This window comes from Gracilibacillus orientalis, assembly GCF_900114645.1.
In the GTDB taxonomy this organism is placed as follows: Bacteria; Bacillota; Bacilli; order Bacillales; family Amphibacillaceae; genus Gracilibacillus; species Gracilibacillus orientalis.
Genome location: NZ_FOTR01000026.1, coordinates 1 through 6,983 on the forward strand (window position 1 = coordinate 1; position 6,983 = coordinate 6,983).

Consider the following 6,983-nt stretch of genomic DNA (forward strand, 5'->3'; position numbering starts at 1 on the left):
ACAGTAGTTAAGCTCTCCAGCGCCCATGGTAGTTGGGGCTCGCGCCCCTGCGAGAGTAGGACGTTGCCAGGCAATTGAAAAACTTCTTAGTCATAAGACTAGGGAGTTTTTTTGGTATAGGTAAGAACGTGTATAAAGGAATGACGGATGTAAAAATATAGTATATAATATGTGAAAAGGTATGGAGAGATTTTATGGATTTTTGGTCTTCTGCTATGTATGATGATAGACATAGGTTTGTATCGAATTTTGGTAAAGATATAATGAATTTACTTTCTCCAGAGGAAGGAGAGAGGATACTCGATGTCGGTTGTGGCACTGGTGACCTTGCGAATGAAATAGAAAAAAGTGGTACAAATATTACAGGGGTAGATCGTTCATCTAATATGATACAAGAAGCCCAAAAAAAGTATCCAAACCTTCGTTTTCATACAATGGATATATATGATATGAATTTCAACAATGAATTTGATGCTGTTTTTTCCAATGCTACATTGCACTGGGTAACGAAACCAAAGAAGGCTTTAGAGAAGTTATATCAAAGCTTACATAAAGATGGAAGAATAGTTGTTGAATTTGGTGGTAAAGGTAATGTACAGCACATTAGACAGGCCATTCAAGCGTCCTATCACAAACTATTTCCAACGTATGCTGATTTAGAGGAACCATGGTATTTTCCAAGTATAGGAGAGTATACCTCGTTAATGGAGGAAGTTGGATTCACGGTTAGTTATGCAAAATATTTCACTAGACCAACCCCATTAGATGGAGAAGACGGATTAAAGAATTGGATCTTTATGTTTGCTGCAGGTATGTTAGCTCATTTGAGTGAGACGGAAAAGGACCAATTAGGAGAGCATGTGGAACAGGTGTTAAAACCAACTTTGTATCGAGATCATCAATGGCTTGCAGATTACTGTCGAATTCAAGTGATTGGATATAAAAAATAAAAATGTTTCACGTGAAAAAACGTTAAAATTGTCGAAGTAAAAAAATCTACTATTCTTTGTATATCATTTACTAGATTGGCCATACTAATTAATGGAGGTGTGGCATATGGGGAATAGTATTCATATTTGTGGTATATGTAATCAAACAAAGGAAGACGGTATTTTTTTATATCAACTTTATATTTGTGAGGAATGTGAGAAAAAAATCATTTCCACAAGTCCCAAAGATGAAAATTATCAATATTACGTAGAAAAAATACGTGCTATCAATCAATCTTCTTATACTATATAATGGAGTCACAACTAGTGATTCCATTTATTTTTTTATTAGAATAAGAAAGGATAAAATGTGCGCGGTTGTCTAGCTCCGAACACCAAAAGACTAGGCGATTTCACGAATTGCTCTTATGCCCTTGGGCGAAAGTCATCATCGCGTCATTTGCTCACTGTGATTTCATTATCTCTGTTGATTCTGAAGTAGCTACGTTTCTAGGAGGCTGGCGCACTAAGCTATTCTTATTAGGTAATAAAGACAAATAATAATGCTAGAAATTTCGGAAATTTGAGTTCATCATTTGTTAAAGAGAGGCAGTAACATGGCTAACAAGCAAAATCAAACACCACTCTATCAAGCGATAAAAGATTTTAAAGATAACAACAATGTATCATTCCATGTTCCGGGCCATAAAAATGGGGAGATATTTGGCTCGAAGGCAAAAAAACAATTTCAACCTTTTTTGCAAATGGATCTAACAGAATTGGATGGATTAGATGATTTACATGCACCAGAGGGTGTTATTCAAGAGGCACAGGAATTAGCTGCTGACTGGTTTCAATCCAACTATACATATTTCTTAGTGAACGGCAGTACTGTAGGAAATTTAGCAATGATATTAGCAACATGTGATCCAGGTGATCAAGTACTTGTACAACGGAATTGTCATAAATCAATTTTGCATGGCATGGAATTAGCGGGAGTTCAGCCAATTTTTCTGCCTCCTACATATGACAAAAGTTATCAGAGATATAGAGAACCTTCTGTAGCAACGATGAAGAGGGCTATAGATACATATAGAGCGGCGAAAGCAATTATCCTTACCTATCCAGATTATTTCGGGGACACTTTTCCATTAAAAGAAGTAATCGATTTCGCTCATTCTTGTCATATAACTGTTTTGGTCGATGAAGCGCATGGCTGTCATTTTTCATTACCATACTTATCGGTATCATCTGCTGTAAAGCTGGGAGCAGATATCGTTGTTCATTCCGCGCATAAGATGACACCAGCTTTAACTATGGCAGCCTATCTTCACGTACAAACCAGTCGAGTAGACAGGCAGAAACTAAGTTATTACTTGCAAATGTTGCAGTCAAGCAGTCCATCGTACCCCATTATGGCCAGTTTAGACTTAGCTCGTTATTATTTAGCTACTTATACACGAGAACAAAGTGAGGAGCTATTTACTTATACAGAAAAAGTGCGTAATTGTTTTATTGATTCTGATGATTGGATCTTGGAACAGAGTAATGATCCATTAAAATTGTGTTTGCGAGTCAAAGAGGGAGTAAGCAGTCAGTATGTAAAACAACTATTTGAAGGAGAAAAGCTTTATCCAGAATTGACAACAGATAAACATATACTATTTATCTTGGGATTAGAGCCGACAATTGACCCAGTAATTTTAAAAGAAAAAGTAAAGAGAATTACTGATAAATTAATTTTTTCCTTTAAGCGTGCTACAATAGAAGATAAATATCATTACTTTAATGAAGATATTACTCCATTAGTTTTGTCTTATGCAGATATGCAACACCAAAAGCTAGAGTGGTGCAGGTGGGATGATGCAATTGGTAAAATTGCTGCAGAGGCAATTTTACCATATCCACCGGGGATTCCCTTCATTGCAAAAGGCGAGGAAATTAGAGAAACAACAGTAAAAAAGATTAAAGAATTATTTGAACAGAAAATGAACTTTCAACCAAGCAATAGAGAAAAAGGTTTATATATATATGATGTAACAGAAGGAGAATGAACGTGTTTATAACATTTGAAGGTGGCGAGGGTGCTGGTAAAACGACTATTTTAAACCGGCTGGCACAACGCTTAACAGAAGAAGGATATCAAGTCATCAATACAAGAGAGCCAGGTGGTATCCCAATTGCAGAAAGAATTCGCGATATCATTTTAGATACAAAAAATACGATGATGGATGCTCGAACAGAGGCACTACTATACGCTGCCGCAAGAAGGCAACATTTAGTGGAGAAAGTAGAGCCTGCATTGCAAGAAGGTAAAATTGTACTGTGTGATCGTTTTGTAGATAGCAGCCTTGCTTATCAAGGTGCAGCTCGTGGTCTTGGTGTCGAGGAAGTTTTTCAAATTAATCAATTTGCTATCGCAGACCAGATGCCTGATCTTACTTTATTTTTTGATATACTTCCTGAAGAAGGATTAAAACGAATTAATAAAAATACGGAAAGGGAGCAAAATAGGTTAGATTTAGAATCTTTATCCTTTCATCAAAAGGTGTACGAAGCTTATCAACAATTACTTGTAAAATTTCCTGACCGTATCGAGAGAATTAACGCAAATTTTGATATAATAGAAGTAGAAGAGCAATCATATAAACAGATTAAAGCATATTTATCACGGTGAACAATCTTCTATAAGACCCTCACTTCAACCCTAAGAGGAATCAAAACAGTATAAGTGAGGATGAAGAAAACCAAGTTTTACTTTAAAACAGGGTGAAATAAAAAAGGAGGCGGAAATTGTGAAATTAATTATGGCTGTTGTGCAAGATAAGGATAGTAATCGTTTGATTGATGCACTTGGAGAAAACCAATTTAAAACGACGAAATTATCAACTACAGGTGGGTTCCTAAAGGAAGGCAATACGACACTAATGATTGGTTGCGAAGATGAACATGTGGATGATGGACTAGAAATCATACGTGATAATTGTAGCCAGCGAGAGCAATTAGTTTCACCTGTTTCTCCAATGGGTGGGAATGCAGATTCTTATATTCCACGACCAGTCAATGTAGAAGTTGGTGGAGCAACAGTATTTATCGTTCCAGTCGATGCTTTTCATCAATTTTAAAAGGTAGGTTTCACCAGTTATGAAAATTAGCCAAGAAATGCGAACACAACTCGATGCACTGAACAAAAAGGATCAGCAATCAAGGCCACCATCACAACGGTTTGATACGATGGTAAGCCAGCAATCAACGCAATTAAAACAAGCCGAGCTGCAAAAATTAATGAGTGAATTGACTGCTCAGGGCCAAAAAATTGCTCGTCTTCGTTCTTTTAAAGATTTCGCTACGTACAAAAGAATGGTAAAGCGTTTTGTCAAAGAAGCAGTAGACTATGGAATGGCGTTAAAACAGTCTCATAGCTTTATGTTAGATGGAGATAACCGCCGATTAACTATTGTAGAAGAAGTCGATGAAAAATTAGTAGAATTAACAGACACGGTTATGGATCAGGAAAAAAACTCCATTCAAATTTTAGATATAATTGGAGAAATAAAAGGACTCCTCATTAACTTATATACGTGAGCAAACAGAGGATAGATTAGCAAACTAATCCATCCTCTTCTTTACTTCTTAATCTTTATTCAAATCTCAATAAAAAGAGGAAAGTAGGCAATAAAATGGACACTGTATGGGCGGACATGTTGGAAAAACAAGCTGTTGTCAGTAAAATGGTGATGAACAGTATCACAAAATCAAGAATATCTCACGCCTATTTATTCCACGGTGATAAAGGGACAGGAAAGTATGAACTTGCACTCCTTTTGGCAATGACTATCTTTTGCAAAGAACGAACAACTATCGACCCGTGTCATCAGTGCAGTGATTGTCGCCGGATTAAAAGTGGAAATCATCCTGATTTACATATTATCATCCCGGATGGGGCAAGTATTAAGAAAGAACAAATTTTACATTTACAAAAAGAATTTATGTACACTGGACTTGAATCCAATAAAAAAGTATATATTATATCACAAGCGGAAAAAATGACCGATAATGCCTCCAATCGCTTGCTGAAATTTTTAGAAGAGCCTAGCCAGCAAACAACCGCTATTTTATTAACAGAGAATAGTCATGCTATGCTGTCTACTATTCGCTCTAGGTGCCAAATGATTGCCTTTAAACCGTTAAATCCTCAGCAATTAGAACAAAGTTTACAAAGAGAAGGTTTAACAGAGGCAAACGCCCGATTAATGACTCATATAACCAATAATTTAACAGAAGCAATCGAGAAGAGTAAGGATACCTGGTTTGCACAGTCACGAAAATTAGTGGTACAATTAGTTGAAATGCTTCAACATAATTCAGACGAAGTGCCAATATTTGTGCATACGCAGTGGATGCCACATTTTAAAGAACGTACACAGTTGCATGAAGGTCTCGATTTATTATTATTATGGTTCAGAGATATTGTTCATTATCATCTAGACGAACCTTCGGCGATAGTGTTTGCTCATCACCATAATAAGTTAGAAGAAGCATCTATGTATTGGTCTTTGAGCAATACGACTGATACTTTACAATATATTATGGATGCTAAAAGAAAATTAGAACAAAATGTGCATCCACAGTTAGTATTGGAGCAATTAACACTTCGAATATAGAGGTGATATTTTTGATAGAAGTTATAGGTGTCCGTTTTAAGAAAGCGGGTAAAATATATTATTTTAATCCAGAGGACTTTAAAGTCAAAACAGATGAATATGTCATTGTGGAGACTGTCAGAGGAGTAGAGTTTGGTAAGGTTGTTGTGGCGAATAAACAGGTGGATGAAGAAGATGTTGTTCTTCCCCTTAGGAAAGTAATCCGTATTGCCAACGACAAAGATAAATTGATTGTCGTGGAGAATAAGGAAACTGCGGAAGAAGCTTATCAAACATGTCAGGAAAAAATAAAGGAACATGACTTGGAAATGAATTTAGTCGATGTAGAATATACATTTGATCGTAATAAAGTCATTTTCTATTTTACAGCTGATGGTAGAGTGGACTTTCGTAATTTAGTAAAAGATCTAGCATCTGTATTCAAAACACGTATTGAATTGCGTCAGATCGGAGTAAGAGACGAAGCGAAGCTGTTAGGCGGGATTGGTCCGTGTGGTCGTATGCTTTGCTGTTCCACATTTTTAGGTGATTTTGAGCCAGTATCGATTAAAATGGCAAAGGATCAAAATCTTTCCTTAAATCCGTCTAAGATTTCAGGTCTATGTGGCCGCTTAATGTGTTGCTTGAAGTATGAGAATGATGATTATGAAACAGCTAAAAAAGAATTACCAGACCTTGGTGAAAAAATTACAACAGCTTATGGTCATGGAAAGGTAGTCGGACTCAATATCTTGGAACGCCTTATTCAAGTCGAAATTCCTGAAAAGGAACGAGTGATTGAATATACATTAGATGAGCTTATAGATGAAGGAGTTATTAATACCCAGGCCACAGAATAATGGGGTGGAAGTGCGTGAAGAAAAAAGAACTATTTGAACAAGTTTCTGATATGGAAGAGCAAATTGGCCAATTATATCAGCAATTAGGGGATTTGAAACAGCAGTTAGGCGAAATGCTGGAAGAAAATAACCGGATAGAAATGGAAAATCATCACCTCAGACAACGATTGGACAATGAATCCGAAAGTTCAGATCAAAATGAACAAGACGGTGATGAAGCAGCAATTGGTGAAGGGTACGATAATTTAGCAAGACTCTATGAAGAAGGTTTTCATATTTGTAACGTACATTTCGGAAGCCCAAGACAAGAAGGCGACTGCCTCTTCTGCTTACTTTTCCTAAACAAAACTAAATAAACCAAAGCAAAGGCTGACATAATATAGTGTCAGCCTTTGCTTTAGAAATAAAGCAGAAAAAATATGAACAAAATACATAAACTACGAAGTAACTGGACATGGCTTTGCGTTGTTCCATTCTTTTTTTGAGAAGTGTTGTCATTCGCTCCGGCAGAATACTGCGCTTTCCATGGGCACGGCCTTAGCCTCCTCGGA

Annotated in this window: 9 protein-coding genes; all 9 read left to right on the forward strand. The window is 36.6% G+C overall.

Annotated elements, in window-relative coordinates:
* The first annotated feature begins 194 nt into the window (after positions 1 to 194).
* The 9 genes from BM121_RS21600 to yabA all read left to right on the forward strand — a co-directional run bounded on the left by BM121_RS21600 (position 195) and on the right by yabA (position 6,788).
* Positions 195 to 950, forward strand: coding sequence for a class I SAM-dependent methyltransferase (locus tag BM121_RS21600; RefSeq protein WP_091486846.1), 756 nt, complete (start codon positions 195 to 197; stop codon positions 948 to 950).
* Positions 951 to 1,056: 106 nt separating this feature from the next.
* Entirely contained in the window at positions 1,057 to 1,242 is a 186-nt protein-coding gene (locus tag BM121_RS21605) for a sigma factor G inhibitor Gin (RefSeq protein WP_091486849.1), read from the forward strand.
* 304 nt (positions 1,243 to 1,546) lie between these two features.
* Positions 1,547 to 2,983 (forward strand): aminotransferase class I/II-fold pyridoxal phosphate-dependent enzyme, encoded by a 1,437-nt coding sequence (locus tag BM121_RS21610; protein ID WP_091486852.1) that lies wholly within the window; start codon positions 1,547 to 1,549, stop codon positions 2,981 to 2,983.
* Positions 2,980 to 3,606, forward strand: coding sequence for a dTMP kinase (tmk, locus tag BM121_RS21615; protein WP_091486855.1), 627 nt, complete (start codon positions 2,980 to 2,982; stop codon positions 3,604 to 3,606). Before BM121_RS21610 ends, tmk begins: the two co-directional genes overlap by 4 nt.
* A 118-nt stretch (positions 3,607 to 3,724) precedes the next feature.
* Positions 3,725 to 4,054, forward strand: coding sequence for a cyclic-di-AMP receptor (locus BM121_RS21620; protein ID WP_091486857.1), 330 nt, complete (start codon positions 3,725 to 3,727; stop codon positions 4,052 to 4,054).
* A gap of 19 nt (positions 4,055 to 4,073) precedes the next feature.
* Positions 4,074 to 4,514: a YaaR family protein gene (locus tag BM121_RS21625; RefSeq protein ID WP_091486860.1), complete on the forward strand. Its 441-nt coding sequence runs from the start codon at positions 4,074 to 4,076 to the stop codon at positions 4,512 to 4,514.
* Positions 4,515 to 4,609: 95 nt separating this feature from the next.
* The gene (holB, locus tag BM121_RS21630) at positions 4,610 to 5,593 is read left to right on the forward strand and encodes a DNA polymerase III subunit delta' (protein ID WP_091486863.1); all 984 of its coding nucleotides are present in this window, start codon (positions 4,610 to 4,612) and stop codon (positions 5,591 to 5,593) included.
* Between the two features lie 11 nt (positions 5,594 to 5,604).
* A complete protein-coding gene (locus BM121_RS21635; protein WP_091486865.1) occupies positions 5,605 to 6,432 on the forward strand; it encodes a PSP1 domain-containing protein in 828 nt (275 codons plus the stop codon).
* A gap of 14 nt (positions 6,433 to 6,446) precedes the next feature.
* Entirely contained in the window at positions 6,447 to 6,788 is a 342-nt protein-coding gene (yabA, locus tag BM121_RS21640) for a DNA replication initiation control protein YabA (RefSeq protein WP_091486868.1), read from the forward strand.
* Positions 6,789 to 6,983 lie beyond the last annotated feature (195 nt).